At 67.1% G+C, this 26,565-nt stretch carries 22 protein-coding genes; all 22 read right to left on the bottom strand.

All coding sequences use genetic code 11. The features are described from left to right. Window positions 1–59 precede the first annotated feature (59 nt). Window positions 60–557: a hypothetical protein gene (locus ACFWB0_RS23295; protein WP_378492765.1), complete on the bottom strand. Its 498-nt coding sequence runs from the start codon at window positions 555–557 to the stop codon at window positions 60–62. 141 nt (window positions 558–698) lie between these two features. Continuing rightward, window positions 699–2,036: a DNA polymerase IV gene (locus ACFWB0_RS23290; RefSeq protein WP_378492764.1), complete on the bottom strand. Its 1,338-nt coding sequence runs from the start codon at window positions 2,034–2,036 to the stop codon at window positions 699–701. A 48-nt stretch (window positions 2,037–2,084) separates the two neighbouring features. Next, a complete protein-coding gene (gene ileS / locus ACFWB0_RS23285; protein WP_378492763.1) occupies window positions 2,085–5,231 on the bottom strand; it encodes an isoleucine--tRNA ligase in 3,147 nt (1,048 codons plus the stop codon). Window positions 5,232–5,558: 327 nt separating this feature from the next. Then, complete coding sequence (locus tag ACFWB0_RS23280) at window positions 5,559–5,801, bottom strand: hypothetical protein (protein WP_378492762.1); 243 nt, start codon at window positions 5,799–5,801, stop codon at window positions 5,559–5,561. 44 nt (window positions 5,802–5,845) lie between these two features. Then, window positions 5,846–6,697, bottom strand: coding sequence for a DivIVA domain-containing protein (locus tag ACFWB0_RS23275; RefSeq protein WP_378492761.1), 852 nt, complete (start codon window positions 6,695–6,697; stop codon window positions 5,846–5,848). Window positions 6,698–6,850: 153 nt separating this feature from the next. Then, window positions 6,851–7,141, bottom strand: coding sequence for a YggT family protein (locus ACFWB0_RS23270; protein ID WP_132472883.1), 291 nt, complete (start codon window positions 7,139–7,141; stop codon window positions 6,851–6,853). Between the two features lie 134 nt (window positions 7,142–7,275). Then, complete coding sequence (locus ACFWB0_RS23265) at window positions 7,276–7,932, bottom strand: cell division protein SepF (RefSeq protein WP_378492760.1); 657 nt, start codon at window positions 7,930–7,932, stop codon at window positions 7,276–7,278. A gap of 32 nt (window positions 7,933–7,964) precedes the next feature. After that, on the bottom strand, window positions 7,965–8,702 hold the full coding sequence (locus ACFWB0_RS23260) for a YggS family pyridoxal phosphate-dependent enzyme (RefSeq protein ID WP_378492759.1): 738 nt from the start codon (window positions 8,700–8,702) through the stop codon (window positions 7,965–7,967). Further along, the gene (gene pgeF / locus ACFWB0_RS23255; RefSeq protein ID WP_378492758.1) at window positions 8,699–9,433 is read right to left on the bottom strand and encodes a peptidoglycan editing factor PgeF; all 735 of its coding nucleotides are present in this window, start codon (window positions 9,431–9,433) and stop codon (window positions 8,699–8,701) included. Before pgeF ends, ACFWB0_RS23260 begins: the two co-directional genes overlap by 4 nt. Beyond that, window positions 9,430–10,656, bottom strand: a complete 1,227-nt coding sequence (gene ftsZ, locus ACFWB0_RS23250) for a cell division protein FtsZ (protein ID WP_378492757.1) — start codon at window positions 10,654–10,656, stop codon at window positions 9,430–9,432. The genes pgeF and ftsZ overlap by 4 nt, the downstream gene beginning before the upstream one ends. Window positions 10,657–10,842: 186 nt before the next feature. Next, the gene (locus ACFWB0_RS23245) at window positions 10,843–11,505 is read right to left on the bottom strand and encodes a cell division protein FtsQ/DivIB (protein WP_378492767.1); all 663 of its coding nucleotides are present in this window, start codon (window positions 11,503–11,505) and stop codon (window positions 10,843–10,845) included. A 152-nt stretch (window positions 11,506–11,657) separates the two neighbouring features. Next, window positions 11,658–13,187: a UDP-N-acetylmuramate--L-alanine ligase gene (gene murC, locus ACFWB0_RS23240; protein WP_378492756.1), complete on the bottom strand. Its 1,530-nt coding sequence runs from the start codon at window positions 13,185–13,187 to the stop codon at window positions 11,658–11,660. Continuing rightward, entirely contained in the window at window positions 13,184–14,338 is a 1,155-nt protein-coding gene (gene murG, locus ACFWB0_RS23235) for an undecaprenyldiphospho-muramoylpentapeptide beta-N-acetylglucosaminyltransferase (protein ID WP_378492755.1), read from the bottom strand. The genes murC and murG overlap by 4 nt, the downstream gene beginning before the upstream one ends. Further along, complete coding sequence (gene ftsW, locus ACFWB0_RS23230) at window positions 14,335–15,795, bottom strand: putative lipid II flippase FtsW (RefSeq protein WP_378492766.1); 1,461 nt, start codon at window positions 15,793–15,795, stop codon at window positions 14,335–14,337. The genes murG and ftsW overlap by 4 nt, the downstream gene beginning before the upstream one ends. A 56-nt stretch (window positions 15,796–15,851) precedes the next feature. Next, window positions 15,852–17,339 (bottom strand): UDP-N-acetylmuramoyl-L-alanine--D-glutamate ligase, encoded by a 1,488-nt coding sequence (murD, locus tag ACFWB0_RS23225; protein ID WP_378492754.1) that lies wholly within the window; start codon window positions 17,337–17,339, stop codon window positions 15,852–15,854. 4 nt (window positions 17,340–17,343) lie between these two features. After that, window positions 17,344–18,423: a phospho-N-acetylmuramoyl-pentapeptide-transferase gene (gene mraY, locus ACFWB0_RS23220; protein WP_378492753.1), complete on the bottom strand. Its 1,080-nt coding sequence runs from the start codon at window positions 18,421–18,423 to the stop codon at window positions 17,344–17,346. After that, entirely contained in the window at window positions 18,420–19,946 is a 1,527-nt protein-coding gene (murF, locus tag ACFWB0_RS23215; RefSeq protein ID WP_378492752.1) for a UDP-N-acetylmuramoyl-tripeptide--D-alanyl-D-alanine ligase, read from the bottom strand. Before murF ends, mraY begins: the two co-directional genes overlap by 4 nt. Continuing rightward, window positions 19,943–21,526 carry a UDP-N-acetylmuramoyl-L-alanyl-D-glutamate--2,6-diaminopimelate ligase gene (locus ACFWB0_RS23210; RefSeq protein ID WP_378492751.1) on the bottom strand — a complete coding sequence of 528 codons (1,584 nt, stop codon included), beginning with the start codon at window positions 21,524–21,526 and terminating at the stop codon, window positions 19,943–19,945. The genes murF and ACFWB0_RS23210 overlap by 4 nt, the downstream gene beginning before the upstream one ends. A gap of 223 nt (window positions 21,527–21,749) precedes the next feature. Continuing rightward, window positions 21,750–23,660 carry a peptidoglycan D,D-transpeptidase FtsI family protein gene (locus tag ACFWB0_RS23205; RefSeq protein WP_378492750.1) on the bottom strand — a complete coding sequence of 637 codons (1,911 nt, stop codon included), beginning with the start codon at window positions 23,658–23,660 and terminating at the stop codon, window positions 21,750–21,752. Beyond that, window positions 23,657–24,481: a hypothetical protein gene (locus tag ACFWB0_RS23200; protein WP_378492749.1), complete on the bottom strand. Its 825-nt coding sequence runs from the start codon at window positions 24,479–24,481 to the stop codon at window positions 23,657–23,659. Before ACFWB0_RS23200 ends, ACFWB0_RS23205 begins: the two co-directional genes overlap by 4 nt. A gap of 3 nt (window positions 24,482–24,484) precedes the next feature. Beyond that, window positions 24,485–25,495: a 16S rRNA (cytosine(1402)-N(4))-methyltransferase RsmH gene (gene rsmH / locus ACFWB0_RS23195; RefSeq protein WP_378492748.1), complete on the bottom strand. Its 1,011-nt coding sequence runs from the start codon at window positions 25,493–25,495 to the stop codon at window positions 24,485–24,487. A 240-nt stretch (window positions 25,496–25,735) separates the two neighbouring features. Next, entirely contained in the window at window positions 25,736–26,167 is a 432-nt protein-coding gene (gene mraZ / locus ACFWB0_RS23190; RefSeq protein ID WP_378492747.1) for a division/cell wall cluster transcriptional repressor MraZ, read from the bottom strand. Between the last annotated feature and the right edge of the window lie 398 nt (window positions 26,168–26,565).

The raw sequence follows: 26,565 nt of genomic DNA, 5'->3' as shown, positions 1-26,565 counted from the left end.
CGCAGAATTCTGCGTCGGCCACCGTCTTCGTCTCACGAAGTGAGGTCGTGCTCAGAAAATTACGGGCACGCAGGCGTCTGCAGAGCCGCGAGCGAGACGATCGCGCACGCGTTGTCCTGCGACAGCTTCCAGTAGCCGTCCTCGGCAACGAACATGACCGTGCCCGTGGAGACCTGATCGCCGATGGCGGTCTCGATACCGGCGGTCGCGGTGCCGTCCTGGTTGTCGTTGATGTCGATGATGGTGACCTGGGCACCGGCCTGCTGCGCAGCTGCGGCGACCTGGTCGATCAGCGTCGGATCGAGCTCTGCACCCTGCACGAGGTTCTGCTTCTCCTCGGCCGGGATGCTGCCGTCGAAGGCCTGATCGAGCTGAGCCTGCAGTTCCTCGACGGTGGGCACCGGCGGGTACTCGGACGCGACCTCAGTGGTCGTCGTGGCTGCCGATGAGGCTGCCGCGGTCGTCTCGGTCGAGCTTCCGTCGTCCGAGCTGCAGGCAGTCATCGTGAGGGCGGCGGCGAGGGCCACCGTAGCGACGGTGATCTTGCGAAGCTTCAAAATTCTCGTCCTTCTCGTTCTCGAAACGAACACGACGTTCGTGCTCGGTCATCCAGCAGCGGATGGTCCACCGCGACAGCGGGTCGTCCGCAAGAGTACCCGGCGGTAGTGAGAGAACAATGAGGGCCGCAGGAGCGAGTGTCAGTGCAGGCTCGAGAGTGGATCGGCCGGTTCGAGCAACGGATCTACCTCGTCCAATGTCCGTGCCGACCCAGGGCCTGTGGACCTCGTTTCGAACCTCACGGTGACGACACCGTGGCCGGCCCCCTGGACCCAGCCGTGCCCGAAATCGGGATGTCGGACGTCGGTTCCGGGCCGCCAGCGCCGATCCGGCACCTGCGGCGACGAGACAGCATCATCGTCGACCGGGCCGTCGCACGACGCCTCGGGGTCGAGGGCGTCGAGTTCCGGAAAGAGTGAATCCTGCGCGATCGTCGACAGCCCTGCGAAACCGACGCCGACGAGTCTGATGGGGCCGATCTCGAGTGGGTCGAGCGCGAGGCGTTGGGCCGCAGCGGTGAGGACCTGCACGTCCTCGGTGGCGTACGGCAATGTCGTCGAACGGGTGAGAATCGACATGTCGGACTTGCGAAGTTTGAGGACGACGGTCCGCGCGGCACGTCCGTCCTTACGTAACCGTTCGTGGGCAGCGGCCGCACTTGTGACCACGGCGCGACGCAGGTGCGGCAACGCCACGATGTCGGTGGGATAGGTGGTTTCGGCACTGACCTGTTTGGCTTCGGCACGTTCGACCACGGGGCGGCCGTCGAGTCCGTTGGCGAGCCGGTGCAGGCCGGGCCCTACGGTCGCGCCGAGAATGGACGCCGCTTCGGTGCCGGGCAGCGCGGCGAGATGACCGATGGTGTCGATACCGAGTTTGCGCAGGCGCTCCTCGGCCACCGGACCGATACCCCACAGACTGCGCACGGGAAGTCCGTGCAGCAGCGTGAGTTCTTCCTCCGGTCGCACGACGAGCAGTCCGTCCGGTTTGGCCAGCCCGGACGCGATCTTCGCGATCTGTTTCCCCGACCCCGCACCGATCGAAGCCACGAGACCTGTCTTCTGCAGTACCTCCGCCCGCAGCTCCGCACAGAAGCGGTCCGCGTCCTCGGCGGAGGCACCGGCCAGTTCCGCGGGTTCGGCGAACGCCTCGTCGAGCGAGAGCGTCTCGAGGACCGGCACTCGTGAACGCAGGGTGTCGAACACCGCAATGCTCAATTCTCGGTACACGGCACCGCGCGGAGGGAGAACGATCCCGCCTGCCCCGACAAGCCTGCGTGCCCGGCTCATCGGCATCGCCGAGCGGGCACCGTAGTGGCGTGCTTCGTAACTCGCGCCCGCCACGACCCCGCGTGCTCCGAGTCCGCCGACCAGCACCGGCCGACCCCGAAGGGTCGGCCGGGTCAGCTGCTCGGCGGACGCGAAGAAGGCGTCGAGGTCCACGTGGAGAACCCAGCGCCGAGTGGAGGCGGAGGTCATTCCAGCACCGTATGTGTGGGCACCAACCTGCTCATGCCCGCGGGCGCCTCAGGCCTTGCTGATCGTGGCGCGTACCCCTTCACCGAGTTCGACCGCGCCGTCCCCTGCGGGAGCAAGTTCGAACGTGGTGGCGAGAACTTCACCTGCGATCAGCTCGCGGTGCTCGGTTGCCCAATCTGCGCGGTCCGCGGGAACCTCGAACTGCACGGCGATCCGATCCGAGACGTCGAGCCCGAGGTTGCGTCGCGCATCCTGCAGTTCGCGGATGCGGTCCTTCGCCCAGCCCTCGGCCTCGAGTTCCTCGGTGACCGTCGAGTCGAGCACCACGAGTCCGGCGCCCCCGGGCAGTGCCGCGGTCGATTCCGGTTCTGCAGCAACGAGGCGGGTGGTGAACTCCTCCGGCAGCAGCGTGATGCCGGCCGCGGTGACGGTGCCGTCCGCGTTCTCGGACCAGTCGCCGGACTTGACGGCCTTGATGACCTTCTGGACGTCCTTGCCGAGCCTCGGACCTGCCGCTCGAGCGTTGACGACAACCTCGAATCGGCCGTGCGACTCGACGTCGTCGGTCAAGACGACGTTCTTGACGTTGACCTCGTCCTTCACCAGATCGACGAACGACTCCAGCGCAGAGGAGCCCGCGCTGGCAACGGTGACTGCGGGAAGCGGCAGTCGCACGCGCAGCTGCTGCGCCTTGCGCAGCGACAGCACGGTCGAGCACACCGTTCGCACATCGTCCATCGCCGAGACCAGGTCGGCGTCGGCGGGCAGTTCCTGAGCGGCCGGCCAGTCGGCCAGATGCACGGAACGCCCTCCGGTCAGCCCGCGCCAGATCACCTCGGTCGCCAGCGGCAACAGCGGGGCCGCGAGCCGGGAGACGACTTCGAGCACCGTGTGCAGGGTGTCGATCGCGTCGTCGTCCTCGTCCCAGAACCGCGACCGGGACCGACGCACGTACCAGTTGGTCAGCGCGTCACAGAAGGTACGCACCTCGTCGCACGCGCCTGCGATGTCGATCACGTCGAGCGCCTCGGTGACGGCGTCGCGGGTCGCGGCGAGTTTCGCCAGGATGTACCGATCGAGGACGTGGGGCGAGTCGGTGCGCCAGGTGCCGGCCTTCGGTGCGTACAGCTGCAGGAAGCTCCACGCATTCCACAACGGCAGCAGAGCCTGACGCACACCCTCGCGGATGCCTTGTTCCGTGACGACGAGGTTGCCGCCGCGCAGGATCGGCGACGACATGAGGAACCAGCGCATGGCGTCGGAGCCGTCGCGCGCGAACACCTCGTTGACGTCCGGGTAGTTACCCTTGGACTTGCTCATCTTGAGCCCGTCCTCGCCGAGGACGATGCCATGCGCGGCAACACATTTGAACGCCGGCCGGTCGAACAGCGCTGTCGCGAGGACGTGCAGGGTGTAGAACCACCCGCGGGTCTGCCCGTTGTACTCGACGATGAAATCACCCGGGAAGTGCGAGTCGAACCAGTCGGTGTTCTCGAACGGGTAATGCACCTGCGCGAACGGCATGGATCCCGACTCGAACCAGCAGTCGAGCACCTCGGGAACCCGGCGCATCGTGGACTTCCCGGTCGGGTCGTCCGGGTTGGGCCGGGTGAGCAGATCGATCATCGGACGGTGCAGATCATCGGGGCGCACGCCGAAGTCGCGCTCGAGATCGTCGAGCGAGCCGTAGACATCGACGCGGGGGTACTCGGGGTCGTCGGACACCCACACCGGGATCGGGCTTCCCCAGTAGCGGTTACGGCTGATGTTCCAGTCGCGGGCGCCTTCGAGCCACTTGCCGAACTGACCGTCTCGGATGTGCTCGGGTACCCAGGTGATCTCCTGATTCAGCTCGACCATGCGGTCGCGGAACCGGGTGACCGCAACGAACCACGAGGGCACGGCCATGTAGATCAGCGGCTGGCCCGAACGCCACGAGTGGGGGTAGGAGTGCTCGATCGTCTCGTGCCGCAACAGCTTTCCGGCTGCCTTGAGGTCCTTGATGATGACCGGGTTCGCGTCGAATACCTGCAGGCCCTCGTAGGGCGGCACCATCGAGGTGAACTTGCCGCCCGGATCGAGGGGTTGCACCAGCTCGATGCCGTTGCGCTGGCAGTATTCCATGTCCTCTTCACCGAATGCCGGTGCGAGGTGGACGATTCCGGTCCCGGAATCGGTGGTCACGTACTCGGCTGCGATCACCTGATGCGCGTTCTCGCGACCCACGAAGAAATCGAACGGCGGTTCGTACGCAAGACCCACGAGATCGGTGCCGGCGTACTCGGCCAGCACCTCGGGTTCGTCACCCAGTTCGCGCGTGTAGTGACCGAGGCGGTCCTTCGCCAGCAGATAGGTCTTCGCCTGGTCGCCCTCACCGGCGCGGACGGAGACGTAGGTGATCTCGGGGTGCACCGCGATCGCGAGGTTCGACGGGAGGGTCCACGGCGTCGTGGTCCAGATGAGGGCGTTGGCCCCGTCCAGTTCGGTGCCCGGCGCGCGCAGCACCATGTCGACGGTGACCGCCGGGTCCTGGCGCATCTTGTACGCGTCGTCGAGCCGGGTTTCCTGGTTCGACAGCGGCGTCTGCTCGTACCAGCTGTAGGGCAGCACGCGGAAGCCCTGGTAGATCAGGCCTTTGTCGTGCAGTGATTTGAACGCCCACATGACCGACTCCATGAAGTCCAGGTCGAGCGTCTTGTAGTCGTTGTCGAAGTCCACCCAGCGGGCCTGACGGGTGACGTAGTCGCGCCACTCCCCCGTGTAACGCAGCACCGACTGCTTGCAGTACGCGTTGAACTCGGCCAGGCCCATCGTGTCGATCTCGGACTTGTCCTTGATACCGAGTTGCTTCTCGGCTTCCAGCTCGGCAGGCAGACCATGGGTGTCCCACCCGAATCGCCGGTCGACCTTCTTACCGAGCATCGTCTGGAATCGTGGCACGACGTCCTTGACGTAGCCGGTGAGTAGATGCCCGTAATGCGGAAGCCCGTTGGCGAACGGGGGGCCGTCGTAGAAGACGAACTCCTCGCCGCCCTCACGATGGGAGATGGAGGCCTTGAAGGTGTCGTCCTCGGCCCAGCGCGCGAGGACACGCTCCTCGAGATCGGGGAAGTCGACACCGGCGTCCTTGGCGACGCCGTAGTCGACCTTCGGATACCCGCCGGTCGCTGCAGTGGGATTGACGTTCTCGGTCACCGCGTGGCTCCTCCGTGCCTCACATTCTCGGCACGGGGACGACCACCGCGCATTCTGCACGGTCACCGCGGTACCACCCCGCTTGCACTCTCCGGAAGCGTCCGGAATGTGCCTCTTCGTTCGGGCTGTGACGCGCCCACCCGTTCGGTTCTACTGAGCGCCTCGCGAATGCAGCCGCATTCGCTCGACACCGTTCTTCCGAAGACTCCCCGGTGATGGCCGGATCGACGCCGTCCCGCACGCGCGGGAAACAACAGTATGTGCACTGCCTCTATCGACACTGTCTCTATCGCACAGTACTCGTGTGCCCATTGTAGGCAGCGCTGGTCATTCTCGTGAATCGTGCTGTTCGTCGCCTTGCGCAGGCCGCGAATTCGGGGTGGCGCGACGACGCGCGGCGTTGCCCGGCGTCGATGGATCGCGCGACGTGAGAGAACTCGCAAGTAGGATCACGGCCCCGACGACGCACACTGCGATACAACCCCAGGCCCACGCGACGGATCCGGTCATCAAGGCAATGACGAGAAGACCGAATCCGATCGCTGCGAGCACCAACGTCATGACGAGCACGAGTCCTCCTCAACCGAGGTGCGGAACCAGGCCCGGGACCTCGATCAGCTGTTGCCCTTGGCGAAGGACGACGAACCGAACGACGACGAGTTGGACTGATTGAACGCATCCGCACCGCTGTCCACCGGCACCGCGGAACCGCGCTGCTCGAGCTCTTCGAGCTGCGATTCGAGGTACGACTTCAGGCGCACGCGGTATTCGCGCTCGAACGTCTTGAGGCGTTCGATCCGGTCTTCGAGAACGGAGCGCTGCTGGTTGATCGTCGCCATGATCTCGGTGTGCTTCTTCTCGGCATCCGCCTGCAGACCGTCCGCCTTCTCCTTGGCCTGACGGAGCTGCGTCTCGGACCGCGTACGTGCGTCGGAGAGCATCGCGTCGGACTTCTGGCGGGCGTCGGCGATCATCGCTTCGCTGCGCGTACGCGCATCGGAGACGAGCTGTTCGGAGTTCGTGCGGGCATTGCGCACCAACTCTTCGGCTTCGGTCTTGGCATCGCCGGTGAGGCGATCTGCCATCTCCTGCGCCAGACCGAGCACCTTCGCGGCCTGCATGCTCGCGTCGCCGGACGGCGCAGCCGCCGCGACCGGCGCGGGCGTGGGTGCCGGGGCAGGTACCGGAGCGGGCTCCGGCTTGGGAGGTTCGACGACCCGCGGCGGTTCCGGCTTCGCCGGTACCGCTGCCTGTGCGGCAGTGCGCGGCGCCTTCTTCGCCTGGGCAAGCTCCTGGTCGAGTTCCGCGACGCGCTGGCGCAGGTCGGCGTTCTCCTCGATCAGGGACGTCAACTCCTGCTCGACGAGATCGAGAAAAGCGTCGACCTCATCCTCGTTGTATCCGCGCTTCCCGATCGGAGGCTTGCTGAACGCGACATTGTGCACATCAGCTGGTGTCAGCGGCATGGAAGGGTCCCTTCACGCGTCAAATAAGCGGTCAAGCAGGCGTTCCGTAGTTCAGACAGTGCGTCACGCGTATCAAAACCCACTGTATATGGCATTCCATTCTGGCACATCGGAGAGCGCGAAGGCCCAGCGACGGCGCCGCGTCGGCGCATCTCAGATCCCCCCGCTCCGCGGGATGAACGCCATCAGGAAGTACACGATGAACAGCAAGACCATGATGGATAGGTCGAGCCGGATCCCGCCCAGATTGAGCGGGGGGATGAGACGCCTCAGTAGCTTCACCGGCGGGTCGGTGACCGTGAAGATCGCTTCCAGGATCACCACGACGAATCCCGTCGGCTTCCAATCCCGCGCGAAGGTTCTGATGAACTCGACAATGATTCGTCCGATCAGCAGAAGCCAGAAGATGAACAGCAGGAAGTACAGCACATCGAATACGGCCACCCGACCACTCTGCCCGACGAACCCGAACCGATCCAAACCGAAACGCCCGGCCTGCAGTTATCTGCATCACGCCGAGCGTTTCGTTTGCGTTCGAGGGAGTCGGAGACGGCGCCGGGGCGCGGCACCGAGCGGTGTTATTGCTGACTGTAGAAGCCGGTCTCCGCGATGCGGCGGCGTTCCTCCGCGGACACATCGATGTCGGCGGGCGACAGCAGGAAGACTTTCGTCGCCACCTTGTCGAAGGACCCGCGCAGGGCGAATGCCAGTCCGGCCGCGAAGTCGACCAGCCTCTTCGCGTCGGCATTGCTCATCTCGACGAGATCCATGATCACCGGGGTTCCGTCACGGAACCGCTCACCGATCGTGCGTGCCTCGCCGTAATCGCGCGGACGCAGCGTCGTGATCTTCGACAACGGACCTCCTTCATCGAACAGCGCGCCGCGCCGCGCCTCGGTCCGCTCGAGTCGCGATTCGGGGGCAAGTGTGGACCGCGCGGGGGATCGCGCCGGAGCCGCGGCCGGACGCGGGGCGCGGGCAGTGATCGGCTCGACCCGGGCGCTGCGCGCCGGCGGGTCGTACCGATCGAAGTCGTCTTCCGCGAAATCACGCTCGGGCTCGTCCCGCCGCGGAGCGGGATACTCTTCCCGGCGCGGAGCCGAATATGCGCCGTACGGCTGGTCGCCGTAGTCGCGCTCACGGCGGGGGCTCGCCGGGTCGTCGAGGTAGTCGTCCTCGTAGTCCTCGAGCGGGACCATTCCGAAGTAGGCCTTGAACTTGTGGAGCGTGCTCATCGATCGCCCTTCCCTCGCGCGGCGGTTGAGATTCAGGCTAACGGTCGCGGACCCAACACTCCCGTTCCGACACGCACGCATGTCGAACCGTGGCGCACGGCATGTTCGAGATCACCCGACATCCCGGCGGACAGCTCGCGTGCCGCGGGGTGACGTTGCCGCAGCTGCGCCCCCAGTTCCGCGAGCGTCTCGAACGACTCGTCGAGGTCCGCGCCGAGTGGCGGCACCCCCATCAGGCCGGCCAGCTCGAGACCGTCCGCCGCGGCCACCTCATCGGCAAGGACATCGAGACCGTCAGCGGGGACGCCACCGCGTTGTGGGTCGCCATCGAGACTGACCTGCAGCAGGACCCGCAACGGCTCGGTTCGGTCACCGGCGGCGAGTGCCGCCGTCGCCCCCGCCGCAAGAGCCCCGGCGAGCCGGGCGCTGTCGACCGAGTGCACGGTGTGCGCCCACCGGGAAACCGAACGGGCCTTGTTCCGTTGCAGCCGCCCGATCATGTGCCACTGCACGGTAGGGTCGGGGACAGTCTCCCGGAACTGTTCGATCTTGGTGTGTGCTTCCTGCTCACGCGATTCTCCGAACGCGCGGCATCCCAACTCGTACAGCAGGACCGCGTCCGACGCCGGGAAGAACTTTGTGACAGTCAACAATCCGACGTCGGACGGTTCGCGTCCGCACGCACGGGCCGCGTCGTCCAACCTGCTCCGGACCGCGGCGAGTCCGCGAGCGAGCTCATCGCGCCGGGCCTGCGTCGCCGCCTCGCTCACTGCGGACCTTCCTCGAGCCAGACGACGGAGGCGAACCTGCCGGTGGGCGCCTCCCTACGGTGGCTGAACAAGGTCGGGTCCTCGATGGTGCATCGTGGGTCCTCGGCCACGCCCGCGACACCGTGTTCGAGCAACTGCCTGCGCAGGCCCGCGCGAAGATCCAGCCCGGGAGTGCCCTTGGCCGTGCGGGTTGCGCTGCCGGGAAGGTGCGCTTCGACGTCCCGGCGCATCGCGGCGGGCACCTCGTATCGGCGACCGCTCGCCGCGGGGCCCAGGAATGCCCCGATGCGGTCCCGCCGCGCACCCAGTTCGACCATCGCATCGAGGACCCGCGGGATGATACCGATACGGGCACCGATGCGTCCCGCGTGCGCGGCGGCCACGACAGCGGCCTCCTCGTCGGAGAGCAGCACCGACACGCAGTCGGCACTGAGGGTGACGAGCGCGAGACCGCTCGTCGTGGTGACGAGGGCGTCGGTCGCGGGGACCGGTTCCGTCACCGGACCGTCCACCACGGTGACGGTACGGCTGTGGATCTGCTCCATCCACACGAACCGCTCGGGAGGCAGGCCGAGGACCGCAGCCAATCGTTGCCGATTGGCTGCGACGGCTGCAGGATCGTCCCCCACGTGGTCGCCGAGGTTGAAAGAGTCGTACGGAGCTGCCGAGACCCCGCCGGCTCGTGTGGTCACGACCCGGCGGGTACGTACCCCGGGGCGAGGTGCCGTCAACGCCGCATGAAGATCGGTACGTCCACGTCGTCGTCGCCATCGTCGTCGACCTCGACCGAGCGGGCGGCTCCACCGGCCGGGGGAAGCCCGCCGGATGCCGGGGCCGGCTCACGCACCGGCGCTTCGTCCGCACCGCCACGATCGGGTCGGCCGAGTTCACCTGCGCGCCCTGCACCGACGGCGCCGGGTCGCGAACCCTGCTGCGGGTTCTGCTGTCCCTGTGACTGCTGGGACTGTTGCTGACCGGGGCCTGCTTCGACGGGTCGTCGCGCCGGGGTACCTCCGTCGAAGCCCGCGGCGATCACCGTGACACGAACCTCGTCGCCGAGCGAGTCGTCGATGACGGTGCCGAAGATGATGTTGGCATCGATGTGTGCGGCCTCCTGCACCAGCGACGCTGCTTCGTTGATCTCGAACAGTCCGAGGTCGGAACCACCGGCGATCGACAGCAGCACGCCGCGCGCACCCTCCATCGACGCTTCGAGGAGCGGTGAATTGATCGCGGCTTCGGCAGCCTTGATCGCACGGCCCTCGCCCCGAGACGAACCGATGCCCATGAGCGCACTGCCCGCCCCGGACATGACCCCCTTGACGTCGGCGAAGTCGACGTTGATCAGACCGGGGGTGGTGATGAGATCGGTGATGCCCTGGACACCGTTGAGGAGGACCTCGTCGGCGGATCGGAATGCGTCCATGAGGCTCACCGCAGCGTCGCCCAGCTGGAGCAGCCGGTCGTTGGGGATGACGATGAGGGTGTCGCACGATTCGCGCAGCGCCTGAATACCGGTGTCGGCCTGACCGCCACGCCGCTTGCCCTCGAAGGAGAAGGGACGCGTGACGACACCGACCGTCAGCGCACCGAGCTTGCGCGCAATGCTGGCCACGACGGGCGCGCCACCGGTGCCGGTGCCACCACCCTCACCCGCGGTGACGAACACCATGTCGGCGCCCTTGAGCACCTCTTCGATTTCGTCCTTGTGGTCTTCGGCGGCCTTGCGGCCGACCTCGGGGTCGGCCCCGGCGCCGAGGCCGCGGGTCAATTCGCGCCCGACGTCGAGCTTGACGTCGGCGTCGGACATGAGGAGTGCCTGTGCATCGGTGTTGACCGCGATGAACTCGACTCCCTTGAGTCCCTGCTCGATCATGCGGTTGACCGCGTTCACGCCGCCACCGCCGATACCGACGACCTTTATTACGGCGAGGTAGTTGTGCGGGGGCGTCATGGGCTCTCGCCTTCCTGGGATTTCGGGTTCACACTTCGATCGATCTTCTTGCGGTACCCGACAAACCCTCAACCATAGCTTTAAGGTTATGTCAAGTACCCGACTGTTGCGAAACGCTATGGCACAGCGACCCGAATCCGCCAGCAGACTCGCCGACGACACGCCACCAATTTCATACCGACCATCTCACCGCACCGTCGGAAGGCCCGGACTGGCGACATCGAACTGCTGACCGGGCTGTGTCAGGAGCGGCAGAATCACCGCGGCCTTACGATCCGAATGCGCCACACCACCCCATACGACCACTCGACCGTCGACCAGTATGAGGGAGATATCCGAGTCCGAACCCGCCGTGATCTCCTGCACCTGCACGGCCAGTTCGGGTGGGAGCAGTCCGATCACCTGCACCGCGGCCTCCGTCGCGGGGTCACCGGTGCCCGGAGATCCTGTGACGAGCCGGGGCGTGAGCAGCGGTGGCGGTTCCACTGCGAAGTCCACACCTTCCGCATCGACGGAGTGCGTGCCGTCCGGGGCATCGAAATACACCACCGCGACACGCTCGACGACGGTCACTCGCACGGTGGAGGGATAGACCCGCTGTACCCGGACCGACGCGGCACGAGGTAGCGCCGATGCGACACGTTGCGCTGCCTCGGCCGTACCCACCTGGAGAAGCGGCGTCCCGTCGGCGATGTTCAGGGATTCGAGCACTTCCTCACGAGTGATGATGTCGTTGCCCGTCACCTCCACCGAGCGCACCGACAGCAACGGCGAGGTCCATGCCACCACGATCGCTGCGAGCAGAGCGATCACCACGACGCCACCGATGAGCACCGTGCGCAGCCGCACCGAACGGCCCGAGGGACGCCGCGCCGCGTTGCCCGCTCCGGTTGCCTCGTCGCGCTCGGCTCTCCTGGCGCGGTGGGCGGTTACGCGTTCACCGCGAGCGGGTCTCCCGCGGCGGGTTGCTCTACGCTCGGTGGTCTCCGTGGAATCGGGTGTCACGAACCGCTCGACTCGGTTCCCGGGCCCGTGGACCGGAAGCGGCCGGGTTTGCTGTGCAGGGCATCGAGGATCTGGCGCCCCAGCATCGTGACGTCACCCGCCCCCATCGTGATGACGATGTCGCCGGGGCGGCTCAGGCGCGCCACCTGCCGAGGTACGAGCGAGAGGTCCGGTTGGTAGTGCACGGGCTTCGAGACCGCCTGCGCGACCAATGCGCCGCTCACACCTGGAATCGGTTCTTCGCGGGCACCGTAGACGTCGAGGACCACTACTTCGTCGGCCAGATCCAGGGCGGCACCGAATTCCGTCGCGAACGTTTCGGTGCGCGAGTACAGATGCGGCTGGAACACGACGATCACCCGGGGACGCTCGGTACCCGACTCGGTATAGCGCAACGGCTCCCCCGCCACCAGTTCTGCAGCCGCCGCAAGAACGGCGCGGACCTCGGTCGGGTGGTGTGCGTAGTCGTCGAAGACGCGGACACCCTGTTCACGACCGCTGAACTGGAATCGCCGGTGGACACCGCCGAAACCTGCAAGTCCTTCGATCGCCTCATCCACGGATGCCCCGGCCTCGAGTGCTGCCAGCAGAGCGGCGAGCGCATTGAGGGCCATGTGCCTGCCCGGCACCGACAGGCGGACGGTGCGTGGAGTGTCCTCGCCTGCGAGGTGAAATTCGGCGACGCCGCCGATGTCCTTGGCCTCCCACGCGAGCAGACGCACTCCGACCGTGACACCGTGGACAACCTCGTCCGTGCCGATGACGTCGGCCGTGCCGTACCCGGCGACCCGGAGATCGGAACGACCGAGTGCGACGACGCGCTCGGCCAGCGCGGCCGACCCCGTGTCGTCGAGGCAGACGATGAGCGTGCCACCCGGGACGACCTTGGCTACGAAGTCGTCGAACACCTGGGTGTATGCCTCGGCGGTACCGAAGTAGTCGAGGTGATCGGGTTCGACGTTCGTCACGATCACGACGTTCGGGTCGTACTGGAGCAGCGAACCGTCGCTCTCGTCGGCTTCCGCGACGAAGACGTCGCCGCTGCCGTGGTGGGCGTTGGTGCCGGATTCGTTGAGCTCGCCACCGACAGCGAACGACGGATCGAACCCGCAGTGCTGGAGGGTCACCACCAACATCGACGTGGTCGATGTCTTGCCGTGCGTGCCGGAGACCAGGAATGTGCGGTACTCGCGCATCAGAGCCGCAAGCACTGCGGGTCGTAGCAGGACGGGGATGCCCCGGTCGTGGGCCTCGACGAGTTCGGGATTGTCCTTCGGGATCGCGGCATGCGTCGTGACGACCGCGGTCGGTCCGCCGTCGATCAGGTCGAGCGCCTCGGCGTGATGACCGATCCGGACCTGCGCTCCCCGCGCGCGGAGGGCGAGAACCCCTCGACTCTCCTTGGCATCCGATCCGGACACCTCACCACCGCGAGCGAGCAGGATCCGGGCGATGCCCGACATTCCCGCACCGCCGATCCCCACCATGTGCACCCGCTGAAGTTCGGCGGGCAGCTGCGCGCTCATTCTCGACTCCTGTTCGGTTCCACGCCGGCGACCGCCAGCACGATCCGGGCCACTTCGGCTGCGGCACTGCGGTGTCCGGCGGCCGCCGCGTTACGTCCCATCTCGGCGAGCCTGCCTGGATCACCCAGCAACGGCGTGACCGTCTCGGCCACGAACGCCGGCGTGAGCTCGGCGTCTGCCACGATCATTCCACCTCCGGCCGAGGCGATCGGCCGGGCATTGAGTTCCTGCTCGCCATTGCCGTGCGGTAGAGGCACGTAGACGGCCGGCAGGCCCACCGCGGAGACCTCGGCAACCGTCATCGCGCCGGAGCGGCAGACCACCGCGTCCGCCGCCGAGTACGCGAGGTCCATTCGTTCGAGATACGGCACGGCCACGTAGGGCGCCGTGGCATGGCCCGGGTGTGTGGGGACGTCGACGGTGTTCTTCGGGCCGTGCGCGTGCAGGACCGCGACACCGGCCTCTGCGAGACCTGCTGCGGCACCGACCACTGCGTCGTTGAGGGACCGTGCGCCCTGGGAACCGCCGAACACCAGCAGAACCGGTACATCGTCAGGGAGTCCGAAGTGGCGGCGTGCCTCGGAACGCAGCGACGCACGGTCGAGTTCGGTGATCGAGGACCGCACCGGGATCCCCACGATCTCCGGCTCGCCCTTCCGGACGATGCCGGATCCCGGGACGGCCGCGAGCACTCGGGCAGCGCGCAGGGCACCGATCTTGTTGGCGATTCCGGCACTGGCGTTCGCTTCGTGGACGACGACCGGGATACGACGTCTGCGACGCAGCACTCCCCCGCCCGCCGCGAGGTACGCGGGAAGCGCGACGTAACCGCCGAAGCCAACGACGACATCCGCGTCGACCCGGTCGAGGATCTCGCGCGTGCGTCGGACGGACGCCACCACCCGCGCGGGTAGTTTGAGCAGGTCGAGGGTGGGTTTACGTGGCAACGGCACCGGAGGAATCAGTTCGAGCGTGTACCCGCGACGCGGGACGAGTGTCGTCTCGAGGCCGCGTGAGGTACCGAGTGCCGTCACTGTGGCGCCCGGTACGAGATCGCGAATCGCGTCGGCCACCGCGAGGGCAGGCTCGATATGCCCGGCCGTGCCGCCTCCTGCCACCACGACGGACAGTGCTGGCTTGTCCCCACTCACCTACGATTTCCTCGCTCTCCGGTCCTGCCGTTCCCGTCACGCCTTCGAGTGTTCTGCGAAGCCGCGCGGCCGTTCTTCTTTCGTTCTGGTTGGGCGCTGCGGGCGCGGGCGCCCCCGGTGCCACGCGCTCGAGCGCTGTCCGCTGCGCGACGGGTGTCGGTGGCGACGGGTGCGCGTCGTGTCCGTGTTGCCACCGCGGTTCCGCTGCGTGCGCGGGGGTTGCCACCGCCGCGCGGAGACCCCTGTCGGCGGTTCGACCCGCCTCGTGCGTCACCGCGCGCGGGACGGTAGGCCTCGGGTCTGCGGATCTTCATGATTCGAGCCAGTCGCCCATCGTGACCTGCGTGTAGTGCAGCGATCGCCTCTGGTTCGTGTCTCGCGGCGTTCGCGATCAGACCGAACATGAGCAGTGTCGTGACGGTGGATGTGCCCCCGGCCGATACCAGCGGAAGCTGCAGTCCGGTCACAGGCAGGAGCCCGACCACGTACCCGATGTTGATGAAGGCCTGGCCGATGATCCATACCGTGGCGGTGGCGGTGAACAACCGCAGGAACGGATCGACCGAGCGCATCGCGATGCGCAGGCCCACGTAGGCGAACAGGGCGAACAGCCCGATGACCGCTGCACCCCCGATGTAGCCGAGTTCTTCGCCGATGATCGCGAAGATGAAGTCGTTGTGGGCGTTCGGCAGGTAGTTCCATTTGGCGCGACTCTGGCCGAGCCCTCGACCCCAGATGCCGCCGTCGGCGAGAGAGAAACGCGCCTGTCGTGCTTGGTATCCGGCACCTTGCGGGTCTTCGCCCGGGTTGAAGAACGCGCGTACGCGCGCCGAGCGGTATCCGGCGGTCAATGCCAGGACCCCAGCACTCGCGACCGCGGTGCTGACGATTCCGACGAAGATCTTCAACGGTAGACCCGCGAACCAGAGCAGAGCCAGTACGACGATGCCCAGCGAAACGGTCGTTCCGAGGTCGGGCTGCAGCACGATGAGGATGGTCGCCAGCAGCGCGGCGGGAACGATCGGCACGAGCATCTCTTTGAGAGTGGAACTCTCTCCGCGTTTCGAAGCCAGCAGGTGCGCGCCCCACAACGCGATCGTGATCTTCACGATTTCCGACGGCTGCAGGGATATCCCTGCGACCACGAACCAGCCGCGGGTGCCCTGTGATTCGGTCCCGATACCGGGTATCAGCACGAGTACGAGCAGCACGATCGACGCGACGAAAGCCGGGAATGCGAACCTGCGCATCGCGCGCACCGGGATCTGCAGGGCTATGTAGAAGACGACGAAACCGACGCAGACGTACACGATCTGCGACGTGAACATCCGGTACGGCGAGATCTCGGCAGCGACCGCTTCCACACTCGACGACGAGAGCACCATCACCAGTCCCAGCACCGTGAGCAGCACGGCGATGGTGACGACGAGGTGGAACGACGCGAGGGGACGCGCCATCCACAATCCGATCCGACCGCGCGCGGTCGGTGGCGGTGCGCTCCCCTGCTGCGAGGTCACCGTGGTGTCCCGCCCCCGCGCAGTGCGTCGACCGCGGTCGCAAAGCTGCGACCACGCTGGGCGTAGTCGGCGAACATGTCGAGCGACGCGGCGGCCGGTGCCAGCACCACGGCATGCCCCGGGGATGCGAGGGCGGCGGCCTCACGAACCGCGATGCGCATCGCGTCGGGCCCGTCGGCACCGGGTGCACTCACCCGACGGAACTCCGGTGTGGGTCCGCTCTCCTGACCGGTCATCGTCCCATCGTCGCGCGTGTCGACCAGGACCACGGGGATGCCGGGGGCGTGTCGTGCCAGCGCGTCGGCGATCTGTCCGGCGTCGCGGCCGAGCAGGACGGCCCCGGTCAGTCGCGGTGCAACGTCGGAGACCAGGTCGTCGACGCGCGCTCCCTTGAGCATTCCACCCGCAATCCACACGACCGCGTCGCGGGCGAGCAGAGAGCTGCGCGCCGCGTGCGGGTTGGTGGCCTTCGAGTCGTCGATGTAGTCGACGCCGTCGACGGTGCCCACCGGTGCCGCACGGTGCGGACCGACCTGGTGCCTGCGTAGTCCGTCGTGCACCGCCGCTTCCGGCACGCCGATCGCGCGGGCCAGCGCGGCGGCGGCCAGGGCGTCGGACAATCCGGCCGGGCCGGCCGGAGTCACGTCGGCGACTGCAGCGAGGACGGCGGAGTCGGCGAACGCTCGGTCGACGAGCACGTCACCGCTGATTCCGAGCTGTCCTGCGTCTGGGTAGCCGAGGGTGAACCCGACGGTGAGGACGGCCCGGGACCGCTCGCGGAGGCCTCCGGCGATCGGATCGTCGAGTCCGAGTACTCCGACGGCTCCGGTGAGTGCGCCGAGCTTGGCGTCGATGTAGTTCTCGATGCCGCCGTGCCAGTCGAGGTGGTCTTCGGCAATGTTGAGGATCACGCCGGCTGCGGGTCGTACGGAGGGCGCCCAGTGGAGTTGGAACGAGGACAGTTCGACGGCGAGGACGTCGGCTCGAGGGCCGTCGCGGCGTAACGCGTCAAGTACGGGCAGGCCGATGTTGCCGCATGCCGCTGAGGAGATACCTGCCGATTCGAGGATCGCCTGCAGCATCATCGTCGTGGTGGTCTTGCCGTTCGTGCCGGTCACGACGAGCCATCGTCTGGGTAGTCCGTAGAGCTCGGCCTGGTCGATACGCCATGACAGTTCGATGTCGCCCCAGATGGGGACCGCGGCACCGGCAGCACGTGAGAGCAGCGGCGCGTCGGGAGGGAAGCCCGGGCTGGTGACGACGAGGGCGTAGTCGCGCAGGGATCCGGGGCCGTCGAGCAGGGTGTCGAGTTCGACGGTGTCGGCGCCGAGTTCGGCGCAGTGTGCCAGTGCGTCCGGATTGCGGTCGGTGACGGTCACACGGGCCCCGAGATCGAGGAGGGGCCTGATGGTGGCGCGGCCCGAGATCCCGGCGCCGGCGACGAGAACCTGCGCTCCCCGCAGTCGCTCCAGTTCTTCCGTCACGATGTCAGTCTCCGATCGCCGCGAGGTACTCGCTGTAGAACAGGGCGAGCCCCATCGCCGAGGCGATTCCGGCGAGCAGCCAGAATCTGATGATGACGGTGGTTTCGGCCCACCCGCCGAGCTCGAAGTGGTGGTGGAACGGTGCCATTCGGAACACGCGGCGTCTGCTGGAGCGGAAGACCGCCACCTGAATGACCACCGAGGCGGCCTCGGCGACGAACAGTGCGCCGATGACGACCATGAGGAGTTCGGTGCGGGTGGTGACCGACAGGCCGGCGAGCATGCCGCCCAGGGCGAGCGAACCGGTGTCGCCCATGAAGATCTTTGCTGGAGCTGCGTTCCACCACAGGAAGCCGAGGCAGGCCGCACCACCTGCAGCGCACAGAAGCGCCAGGTCGAGGGGGTCGCGCACGTCGTAGCATCCGGCGGTGGGCTCCACTGCGCAGGCGTTGCGGTACTGCCAGAACGTGATGATCACGTATGCGCCGAGCACGAGCGCCATCGCGCCCGCGGCGAGGCCGTCGAGGCCGTCGGTGAGGTTCACCGCGTTCGACCATGCGCTCACGAGCAAGTAGACGAAGAGGATGAAGACGATCGAGCCCATCGATACCGTCGCGATGTCGCGTACGTACGACAGGTCGGTGCTCGCCGGGGACAGGCCGTCGGAATTGCGGAACTGCAGTGCCAGGATGCCGAACACCACTGCGACGACGAGCTGACCGACCAGCTTCGCGGTCTTGTTCAGACCGAGGTTGCGCTGTTTGCGGATCTTGATGAAGTCGTCGAGGAATCCGACGCCGCCCAGCGCCGTGGTGAGTCCGAGCACCAGCAGCCCCGAGGCCGACGGCCCTTCTGCGTCGTAGGCCAGACCGATCAGGTGCGACCCCCAGTAGCCGGCCCACAGTCCCGCCAGGATCGCGACGCCGCCCATGGTGGGGGTACCGCGCTTCGCTTGGTGACTCTGCGGCCCTTCGACCCGGATCTCCTGGCCGAAGCCCTGCCGGGAGAACGCCTTGATCAACACGGGCGTGAGCAGAATCGACACCGCGAGTGCGATACCCGCGGCGAATAGGATCTGTCTCACCGTGCAGCCTCCGTCTCCAGAACAGCGTTGTCATTTCCGAGCAGTGCCTCAGCGACCGACCACAGGCCGACCGACTGCGACGCTTTCACCAACACGATGTCTCCGGGGCCGACCTCGTCGCGCAGAAGCGTGATCGCTGCGTCGGCATCGGGCACGTGGCTTGCTTCTTCGCCCCAGGATCCTTCCATCACCGCGCCTTGGAAAAGTCCTCGGACGGGTCGGGTCGCGCCGACCGCGACGATGCGGCTGATGTCGAGACGCACAGCGAACCGGCCGATCGCGTCGTGTTCGACGACGGAGTCGTCACCCAGTTCCGCCATTTCACCGAGAACGGCGAAGGTCCGGCGTCGCGTCGGTCCGCTGCGCGCCACTGTCGCGAGCGCTTTGAGGGCGGCGCGCACCGAATCCGGGTTCGCGTTGTATGCATCGTCGATCACCGTGACTCCGTCGGCGCGGGTGGTCACAGCCATCCGGTGCGCCGAGACGGGAACTGCGCCGGCGAGGGCCGCGGCGGCCTGTTCGGGCGTTGCGCCGCATTCGATCGCGACCGCGATCGCCGTGAGCGCGTTTCCGACCTGATGCTCGCCGTGCACGGCAAGTGCGACCGGTACGCGCTGCTCCGTCCCGGTCGTGCGGTCGGTGATCACGAGGGTGAACGTCGGTCGGGCATCGCCGTCGAGGGTGATGTCGGCGGCCGCGATGTCGGCCGTCCCGGAGCTGCCGACCCCGATCACTCGAGCACGGGTGCGTTCGGCCATGCGCGCCACGAGGGTGTCATCGATGTTGAGGATGGCGACACCACCGTCGGCCTCGGACGGAAGAGCTTCGACGAGTTCGCCTTTGGTCTGCGCGATCACGTCCCGCGATCCGAACTCACCGAGGTGGGCTGTACCGACGTTGAGGACTGCGCCGATGCGCGGTGGAGCGATCTGGGCGAGGGCCGCGATGTGTCCTGGCCCGCGCGCCGACATCTCGAGTACGAGGAATCGGGTGTCGTGGCCGGCACGCAATGCGGTCCAGGGATGCCCGAGTTCGTTGTTGAACGAACCCGGTGGGGCCACCACGGACCCGAGCGGTGCGAGTACCGCTGCGATGAGATCCTTCGTGGACGTCTTCCCGGAGGATCCGGTCACTCCGATCACGGTCAGCCCCCCCGCCACGAGGTCGTCGACGACCACCCGGGCGAGTTTTGCCAGGCCCGTCAGCACCGCAGCACCAGCGCCGTGCGTATCGTGTTCGAGCGCCAGTGCGTTGGTGTCCGTCGCGGGCACCGGGGGGACGACGATGGCCGGCACTCCGACGGGGCGCGCTGCGAGGACCGCGACAGCGCCCGCCTCGACCGCTGCGGCTGCATGATCGTGGCCGTCGGCCTTCTCACCGGGAAGCGCGAGGAACAGGCCACCGCGGCCGATCCTGCGGGAGTCGAATTCGACTGTGCCGGTGACTTCGGCGGTCGGGTCGTCGACATCGTGCAAGGTCCCCCCGACTGCCTCCGCGATCCGGGCCAGTGTCATCGGGATCATTCCGTGCCTCCGCTGCGCTGATGCCGCTCGATCGCCGCCGCGAGTACTTCGCGATCGTCGAACGGATGCTTGACTCCGTCGATCTCCTGGCCCCGTTCGTGGCCTTTGCCCGCGACGAGCACGACGTCGCCGGGGCGCGCCCATGCGACTGCCGCGTCGATCGCTCCGGCCCGGTCGGCGATCTCCCGGATCTCGCCTCGCCGGTCCTGCTGGACGGCGTGGGCGCCCTCGAGCACTGCGGCTCGAATCGATGCGGCGTCCTCGGTCCGAGGATTGTCGTCGGTGACGACAAGGAGCTCTGCCGAGGCCGCGACCTCTCCCATGAGCGGTCGCTTCCCGCGGTCGCGATCACCTCCCGCTCCGACGACGACCGCGATGCGTCCTGTCGAGCTGCGTCGCAGGGTCTCGATGACGGCTTCGAGCGCGGCGGGTTTGTGGGCGTAGTCGACGACGGCGAGGAAACGCTGTCCGCGGTCGATGCGCTCGACGCGGCCCGGGACGTCGACGCTCGCGACTCCACGGGCTGCGACGTCGACGTCGACGCCGACCGCGGAGCAGAGCGCAACAGCGAGCGCCGCGTTGGCGACGTTGTACCGGCCGGGCAGCCGCACGCTGACCTGGTGAGCCAGCCCGTCGGGGCCGGTCAAACTGAATTCCTGGGCGCCGGAAGGGTCGGATACAGCCTCGGTCACCGACCAGTCCGCATCCGTGTCTCGGCCCTCGTCGGTCGACACCGTCCGGACGCGTGCGGAATCGTCGCCGTGCGCCGCACGCGCGACCTCGGCCATGCGCGTTCCCCAGTCGTCGTCGATACACACGACGGAGCGGCGTGCACGAACCGGGGAATCGGGAGCGAACAGGCGTGCCTTGGCTGCGAAATACTCGTCGAGATCCTTGTGGAAGTCGAGGTGGTCCTGTGACAGGTTCGTGAACCCTCCGACAGCGAATTCGGTGGCGGCGACACGGCCGAGCGCGAGCGCGTGACTCGACACCTCCATCACCACCGTGTCGACACCGTGTTCGAGCATCGTCGCGAACAGCGCGTGGAGTTGCGGCGCTTCCGGGGTGGTCAGCGCGCTGGGCACTCGCTGGCCGGCGATGCGTGTCTCGACCGTGCCTACGAGCCCGGTGACACGGCCTGCGGCAGACAGGCCCGCCTCGACGAGGTAGGACGTAGTGGTCTTGCCCGACGTTCCGGTGATTCCGATGACCTGCATCCGCCGGGACGGGTGCCCGTACACGGTGGCCGACGCGGCACCCAGCACCGAACGGGGGTCCGGGTGCACCAGTACCTGCACCGGACCGAATGTTTCGGCTGCAGGGGTCAGGACCGCAACGCCTGCCGTGTCGGTGAGGACGGCGACTGCGCCGCGTTCGAGCGCTGTCTCGGTGAAGGCTGCACCGTGCGTGCGTGTCCCCGGTAAAGCAGCGAAGAGGTCGCCCGGTCGGATCCGCTGGGCAGTCAGGTCGATCCCGGTCACGACACCGCCTGCCACCACGGCAGCATCCGGTGTCGCAGCGGGTCCCACCACGACGAGGTCGGCGCCGATGGCGTCGGCCAGATCCCGGAGGGATGTCATCGGCGGATGCTCGGGTCGGCGTCCCTCCTCGGGGGGCGACGGATCCGGACTCGATGGCACAGGTACAAGTTCCTCTCTTGCGGCATCCCGCTGCTGTTCTCGATCGGCGCCGGACTGCACCGCAGTGTCACGTTACCGACGTGTCAGATTACCCAGACTGCGAGGCTGCAACCGACACACGTCCGGTCTCGGAGGTGAACGACGGCCGTCCGGTCATCGGCATTCAATCGACCTGGAGAATCAACTTGCCACCCGAATCCGGCGACAGCGGCACTGCTGCACGCTGCAGCAACCAGGACGCGATGTCCCGGAACAGTGGGGCCGCGGACTGTCCACCGGTGCCGTCGGAGCTACGTGTGGGCGCATCGAGCATGATCCCGATCACGTACTTCGGGTCGTCCGACGGTGCGATGCCCGCGAAGGTGATCCAGTAGTCGGAGTTCGAGTAGCACCCGCAATTGGGGTCGATCTGCTGTGCCGTACCGGTCTTGCCTGCGATCTGGTAGCCCTCGATCGCCGCCTGCGCTCCCGTCCCCTGCTGGTTTCCCGTGTCGGATTGGACGACGGACCGGAACATGTCGCGCACGGTGGCCGCCGTCTGTGGACTGACCACCCGGATCGGTTCGGGAGGTTCCGTTTCTGTGCGGGTGCCGTCGGGACCGACGGTCGCGTTGACGATACGGGGCGGGATTCGCTCGCCGTCGTTGGCGATCGCCTGGAAGATCCCGGTCATCTGCAACAGTGTCATCGACAGACCCTGCCCGATCGGGAGGTTCGCGAACGTGCCCCCTGACCACTGCTCTCGGCTGGGCACCAATCCTGCGGACTCACCCGGGAGCCCTACTTCGGTGCGTTGGCCGAGGCCGAAGAGATCGAGGAGCTCGGCGAACCGGTCCTCACCCATGCGTTCCGCGAGCATGAGGGTGCCCACGTTGGACGACTTCCCGAAGATGCCGGTGGTCGTGTACGGCACGACGCCGTGGTCCCACGCATCCTTGACCGTGACGCCCGCCATGTTGATGCTGCCGGGGACCTGTAGGACTTCGTCGGGCGTCGTCAGTCCGTCCTCGATGGCGCCGGCAGCAGTGATGATCTTGTTCACCGAGCCGGGCTCGAAAGGCGAACTCACCGCCGGATTGCCCTGCTGCGCGGTCGGCGGATTGTTGGCGACGCCGATGGACGGGTCGAACGTGCTGTCGTTGGACATCGCGAGGACCTGGCCGGTGGTCGCGTCGAGGACCACAGCCGACGCGTTGTCGGCGCCGGACAGTTCTTTCGCTCGCTGCACCTGCTGCTGCACGTGGTACTGGATGTCGTTGTCGATGGTGAGTTCGAGGGACGATCCATCCACAGCCGGGTGCTGGTCGCGCCAGCTTCCGGGAATCACCACCCCGTCCGAACCGCGATCGTAGGTGGACGATCCATCGGTGCCTGCGAGGACCGAGTCCATGGAGGCCTCCAGTCCGATCAGCCCGTACCCGTCCCACCCGGTCGCGCCCACGAGGTTCGCCGCGAGCGACCCACCGGGATACAACCGGATGTCCTGCCGCTCGAGACCCACCATGCTGTATTCGTCGACGATCCCCGCCGCCACACCCGGATCCACGCCTCGGGCGAGATAGACAAACGTCTCGTCACTCTCGAGCTTCTCGAGCACATCCTTCTCGGGAGCGGCAGCACCGAGCGCCTCGTGCACTGCATCCGCCACACCCTCGAGGTATTCGGACACCTCAGGTTGCGACGGATCCTTCGCGCGCGCCTCGCTCAGCTCGTTCCTGACGCGGACCGGCTGGAACGTGATCGCCTTCGCTTCCATCGTGTAGGCGAGAGGGTTTCCGTTGCGGTCGCTGATCGTTCCGCGCGTCGCCGGTTCGACGAGTCGGGTCGTGCGCTGGCTCGCAGCCTCTGCGGACAACTGCGGCGCCTGGAACAACTGGATCGACAGCAGTTGCGCGGCAGCGAGCCCCAGAATCGCAAAGACGGCCCAGAGACCGAGTTTGTTCCGAAACTGGAACGCAGTGGTGTCGGTCCGTCTGCGGCTCGCGCGCCATCGTCCCCTCCCCGGCGCGGGTCGACGTCCGGGAGCACTACCGCGCGGCCGAGCCGCACGACGAGGAGTGGGGCCGGTCCTCACCGCTGTCCGGCCTCCGATCCCACCGGCTCACCCGTCTGGGGCGCCTCGGGCTGCGGCAGTTCACTCACAGATATGGATTGTTCCGCTTCCGCGGTGGAAACCGTGACATTCTCGGGCTGCGGCGTGGTGCCGTCCGCCGGACGCTCCCCAACGGCCTCGGGTGCCGGATCGGATACTCGGGGCGCCTCAGCTGCGGCAGCTGCTCGCCTCTCGGGATCCACAGCGCCGGGCATCTCCGCCGCATCGCGTGGTTCCGGCTGTTCGCCCGAAGGCGACAGCGGACGTGGATTCTCACGTCCGGCGCTGCCTGCAAGCGGAGGCTGCACCTCACTCCGCGGATCAGGTCGGTTCAGTGGCGCCGGAGGTCCGCCTTGCGCAGCCACCGGATCGCCGACGACCTCGACAGAGCCGTCCTCACCCACTACGAGCCGGGCCACCTGCCCCGTCGAGATCATTCCGAGCCCGGCGGCATGCTGGGCGAGCACCGGAGCGGTCAAGCCCGCTTCGACGTCGCGCTGCAGCACTGCACGCTCCTGAAGGAGGCTCTCGTTGTACGCGCGCGCGGTGCTGAGCTCGTATGAGTCCTCCGCTGCCCGTGTCGTCAGGAGCAGCGTCACCATCATCCCGACCGCGAGTAACCCGATGATGCTCGCCACGAACGGAATTCGTGTTGCGACGCGGCTCGCACCGGTGATGCGCCCACGGGTCTCGGCCGGCGAGACCGTCTGCGCCGCCCGCTGATTGCGTCGCTGGTAGGCACGCTGCGCTGCCGTCGATCGAGCCTGCCGAGGTCGTGGCGGAGATGGCACCTGCAGGGTCATCGGTTACCTCCTGGCGATTCGTTCTGCGGCACGCAGTCGGACAGGCGCCGAGCGTGGGTTCTTCTCGATCTCGTCGTCGGACGCGCGCTCTGCACCCCGCGTCAGAATCCGGAGTTCCGGCCCCATCCCGGGAAGCTCCACCGGGAGTCCCTCCGGGCTACGGGACTTCGAGCGCGGCGTCAGCTCCTGCTTGACGACACGGTCTTCGAGGGACTGGTAGGACATGAACACGACCCGGCCCCCGATGGCAAGGGAATCGAGTGCCGCCGGAATGGCGGCACGCAACGAATCCAACTCGCCGTTGACCTCCACACGAAGGGCCTGGAAGGTGCGCTTCGCGGGGTGCCCGCCCGTGCGTCGCGCGGCGGCTGGAATCGCCCGGTACAGCAGTTCGACGAGCTCGCCGCTGTTTCTGAACGGTGCCTTCTCCCGAGACCTCAGAATCTCGGATGCGATCTTCCCCGCGAATCGCTCCTCGCCGTAGGTGCTGAGGATTCGGGCGAGGTCACCGTGTCCGTATGTGTTGAGTACGTCGGCGGCCGTGATCCCTGTGGTGGGGTCCATGCGCATGTCCAGCGGCGCATCCTTCGAATACGCGAATCCACGGTCGGCCTCGTCGAGCTGCATCGAGGACACGCCGAGGTCGAACAGGATCGCGTGCACCGACCCGACCCGATCGAGCCCGACCCGGTCGAGCGCCTCCGCGACGCCGTCGTAGCGGGTGTGGACGAAGTCCGTGCGGTCGGAGAACTCGGCCAAGCGCCCACGCGCGATGTCCAGAGCATCCGGATCGCGATCGAGTCCTACCAGCCTGAGCCCGGGAAACGTGCGCAGGAAGTGATCGGAGTGACCGCCCAGACCGAGCGTGGCGTCGATGTACACCGCGCCCGCTCCACCGGGACCGGCCGCTTCGATCGCGGGGCCGAGGAGTTCCACGGCGCGGTCGAGCAGTACCGGAACGTGGCCGAATTCGTCGCGGCTCGTCTCCGCAGCGTCATCCTCGCCGTCCACCATCTGGTCCTCCGGAATCCTGCTCGTTCGATGCGGGCCACTCGGGCCATTCGATCTTGGTGGTCGGTCGGATGGTCTGGATATGGCGGCGGCGAATGCCAGGAGGTCTCTGTCCGATTCCGGAGACCTGACACTGGGGAAGTGTGTCAGGGTTTCCGTTCCGTACCTGGCGCCGGGGAAGTGCGTCAGGGCCGGTCCCGGGCAGAGGCCTCACGGCACTCGCCGCACGGAGCCGAAGATCCGTCACAATATGTCGCGAAGTACCTCGTCCCTTGCTTCGGAGAATCCCTCCTCGTGTTCGGCCAGGTAGGCCTCCCACGACTCGGCATTCCAGATCTCGAGATAATTGACGGAACCGATCACGACGCAGTCCTTGGTGAGCCCCGCATACGTCCGATGCGACGAGGACAACGTGATGCGCCCTTGCGAATCGGGGCGCTGCTCGTCGGTGCTCGACGCGAGATTGCGCAGGTAGGCACGCATATTGGGGTTGCTGCGGGACGCGGCAGCTGCGCGCTCAGCAAGCGCAGCGAACTCATCGCGTGGATACACGGTCAGGCTGTGATCCTGCCCTTTGGTGATCATCAGCCCTCCCGCCAGTTCGTCTCGATACTTTGCCGGCAGGGTGAGCCGGCCCTTGTCGTCCAACTTCGGCGTGTAGGTACCGAGGAACACCCGGAACCTCCCGCCTTGATCGGACGGACCCTTCGTCGTGCAGCAGAGACGGTCTCGCTCTCCGCCGCGCCCCACAGTACCCCACTTTGCCCCACGAATATCCGATTAACAGGCGTCCGATGGGCGTGTTGTTCTTGAAGTTCCTGCTCAACCGACGTGGGGGGAGGTGGGTCGTTGCGCGTGTTCGTGACGCGAACCGCGCCCGTACCCGAATGTGACACACACGCACCTTCACCCAGACCTCGGAAATCGCAGGTCCACGCCGAAGATGCAGCGCCTGAAACGATGGCCCACCGCTCCGGTGGGGCGAGGTGGGTGACGCAGCGAGAAGCGCAGTGGACCCGGCTACACGAACGGGACCGCCCTCACACACGGCAAGGGCGCGACCCTTGTAGGTC

It is taken from the genome of Rhodococcus sp. NPDC060086, from assembly GCF_042730275.1.
GTDB lineage: Bacteria > Actinomycetota > Actinomycetes > Mycobacteriales > Mycobacteriaceae > Rhodococcus.
Note: the sequence above shows the minus strand (reverse complement) of the source record. Positions and strands in the feature narration are given on the sequence as shown.

Coding starts and splice junctions, on each gene's coding strand:
- ACFWB0_RS23275 (WP_378492761.1), bottom strand. CDS start 6,697: ATGCCGCTGACACCAGCTGATGTGCACAATGTCGCGTTCAGCAAGCCT.
- ACFWB0_RS23210 (WP_378492751.1), bottom strand. CDS start 21,526: ATGACATCCCTCCGGGATCTGGCCGACGCCATCGGCGCCGACCTCGTC.
- ACFWB0_RS23200 (WP_378492749.1), bottom strand. CDS start 24,481: ATGACCCTGCAGGTGCCATCTCCGCCACGACCTCGGCAGGCTCGATCG.
- ftsW (WP_378492766.1), bottom strand. CDS start 15,795: ATGGCGCGTCCCCTCGCGTCGTTCCACCTCGTCGTCACCATCGCCGTG.
- ftsZ (WP_378492757.1), bottom strand. CDS start 10,656: ATGACGCCCCCGCACAACTACCTCGCCGTAATAAAGGTCGTCGGTATC.
- ACFWB0_RS23290 (WP_378492764.1), bottom strand. CDS start 2,036: ATGACCTCCGCCTCCACTCGGCGCTGGGTTCTCCACGTGGACCTCGAC.
- ACFWB0_RS23265 (WP_378492760.1), bottom strand. CDS start 7,932: ATGAGCACGCTCCACAAGTTCAAGGCCTACTTCGGAATGGTCCCGCTC.
- rsmH (WP_378492748.1), bottom strand. CDS start 25,495: ATGGTGGACGGCGAGGATGACGCTGCGGAGACGAGCCGCGACGAATTC.
- murC (WP_378492756.1), bottom strand. CDS start 13,187: ATGAGCGCGCAGCTGCCCGCCGAACTTCAGCGGGTGCACATGGTGGGG.
- murF (WP_378492752.1), bottom strand. CDS start 19,946: ATGATCCCGATGACACTGGCCCGGATCGCGGAGGCAGTCGGGGGGACC.